Below are 2,079 nucleotides of genomic sequence, written 5' to 3' on the forward strand. Positions count from 1 at the left end.
ACCGAAGTGAATGTGCCGTTCAAAATCTCCACCAATACGATTTGACAGAGACCCCATTTGGATCACTACCGGAACTGGTTGGTGTTGTTTGCTGCGATTGTGTCTGCGGGGTCTGCTGACTTTGTTGCGCCTGCTGTTGGGAGGTCTGAGTGGCTTGTTGACTACTTGCAATTGCGGCTTGTTCGGAACTATTGGCCGCAGCTGTCTGGGTAGAGCTATCGGCTGCTTGCTGCTGAGCAATGGAAGAAGATTGGGCGGCTGAGCTTTCATTTGCGGCCGCAGTCCTGATACTTGATTCCCAGGCGGCCTTAGCCTTACGTTTACTTTCCGCTTTGGCTTTGGCGCTGGCCTTCTGGGCTGAAGAACGTTTGGCCTTGGCCTCAGTTTTAGCCGTACGTTCTGCCTTAGCAGCAGTCTTTTTCTTGCTGCTTTGCTGCTTAGCCACACTTTCGGATTTAGCTTTTGCTAATGAACTACTTTTACTGGCCAAATTATTTCCACAAGCGGCCAGATTAATAGTGGCTAGGGCGATGATTCCCAAATTAACTAATTTTTTCATCATTTTTCCTCTAAATAAATTATCGATCTAAAATCTCCCAAAGGTAGAAGCCGCTTTAAAATAACGCTATTTGTTTCTTAAAAGTTTAACTAGATTCCCAATTTTACCCGATTTTGTAAATTCAGAAATATCCTCAGTGACTTCGATGCAGCCAATGTAATCCCCTGAATCATTATGTAAGGCGTAGAAGGCAATGTGTATTTGTTTACCTTTTGCCGGAACTGTCATTTGGATCGAATCGCGTTCACCGTTGTGCATTTCAGCGAGCACTTTTTTTACACGACCAGCACTGTGAGCAGGATGGACATCTAGCACATGTTGATTGAGCTTACTGGTATCACGTGCGAATAAACGATTGGTGTTGTTTGAATACCAACGCACAATATCATTCTCATCAATGAAATCAAATTCTTGGGGAATCGTTTTGAAGATTGCGTTGAGTTGCTCTAATTTTAAGGTTCCAGTGGTTAAATTTACTTTTATCTGTTGGTCGTTCAATTGAAATTAACTCCTTATATGTATTGTATTTATAGCTATTAGTATAGCAGAGCAGTCTCTAGAATAAAGTTAATTTATCGTAATTTGCTTTCTGGTAAATTTTTTTATTTACTAGTTATCCATGATTGTGAAATTACTTTTGAAACAGTTTTAGTATAATTTAAACGTAATAGGGTATATATTTATCCTAGAATATCAATGAGGAAGCGATATAAATGTACAAAGTGTTGGTGGTACTACATGACGGAAATGACTATATCCGAATGAACAAGGTGTATTTTGAAAACATTCCGGTAGCCGGTCAATACATTATTCATTCTGATGGTTTGGCTTATGCTGTTGAAGAAGTGACAAGCTTTGCGGGTTATGTGAGCAGTAAAGGGGCAACTACAATTCTGATTGTTCATCAGGCACAAAAAAATGCCGCCGTTAATAAACTCTACGGTATGAATATTGAAAGCGATCTTGATGATCCAGAATAATAACTTGCTGTTATTCTAAAAAGCATTTGTTAGGCGCTTAAATCAATTCGAGTAATAGACGATTATTCAAAGATAATAGGCACTTTTCGTGTATTGCTAGTTACTTAAATGGTAAACTATAATTGTAGTAGTAAATAAATCAAGATTAGGAGTGGTTATATGGCAGAAAAGACATTTACAAAGGCTGAGTTGGCTAAGTTTGATGGTAAGAATGGTAACAAGGCCTACGTTGCAATCGATGGCGCTGTTTATGATGTTACCAACGTTCCTCAGTGGGCTGAAGGTCAACATCATGGCCATGTTGCTGGTCATGATTTATCAGAAGCGATTACTAAGGCGCCACATAAGAAATCAGTTTTACAGAAATTAACAGTGGTTGGTAAATATAGTGCAGAATAAAATTCTTTAGGCTTTTTTAGCGTTATTTTATCTTGACCAAATTAGAGGAGGCAGGGAGACCACGAACTCTGTTTCCTCTTTTATTTGGGTCTCTGTCAAATCGTATTGGTGGAGATTTTGAACGGCACATTCACTTCGGTG

Annotated in this window: 4 protein-coding genes; 2 read left to right on the plus strand and 2 right to left on the minus strand. The window is 39.4% G+C overall.

Annotated features, from left to right (window positions below; all coding sequences use genetic code 11):
• Nucleotides 1-19 precede the first annotated feature (19 nt).
• Together EKM80_RS14715 and EKM80_RS14720 are read right to left on the minus strand one after the other, a co-directional pair.
• Entirely contained in the window at nt 20-562 is a 543-nt protein-coding gene (locus EKM80_RS14715) for a hypothetical protein (RefSeq protein WP_164509595.1), read from the minus strand.
• Between the two features lie 63 nt (nt 563-625).
• Nucleotides 626-1,057, minus strand: a complete 432-nt coding sequence (locus EKM80_RS14720; protein WP_225418904.1) for a PAS domain-containing protein — start codon at nt 1,055-1,057, stop codon at nt 626-628.
• 215 nt (nt 1,058-1,272) lie between these two features.
• Here EKM80_RS14720 and EKM80_RS14725 point away from each other — a divergent pair, with 215 nt between their 5' ends.
• A complete protein-coding gene (locus EKM80_RS14725; protein ID WP_125554426.1) occupies nt 1,273-1,539 on the plus strand; it encodes a LysR family transcriptional regulator in 267 nt (88 codons plus the stop codon).
• A gap of 159 nt (nt 1,540-1,698) precedes the next feature.
• Nucleotides 1,699-1,938: a cytochrome b5 domain-containing protein gene (locus tag EKM80_RS14730; protein ID WP_125554428.1), complete on the plus strand. Its 240-nt coding sequence runs from the start codon at nt 1,699-1,701 to the stop codon at nt 1,936-1,938.
• Nucleotides 1,939-2,079: the final 141 nt, after the last annotated feature.

Origin of the sequence: Loigolactobacillus jiayinensis (assembly GCF_003946445.1) — a bacterium.
Classification (GTDB): domain Bacteria; phylum Bacillota; class Bacilli; order Lactobacillales; family Lactobacillaceae; genus Loigolactobacillus; species Loigolactobacillus jiayinensis.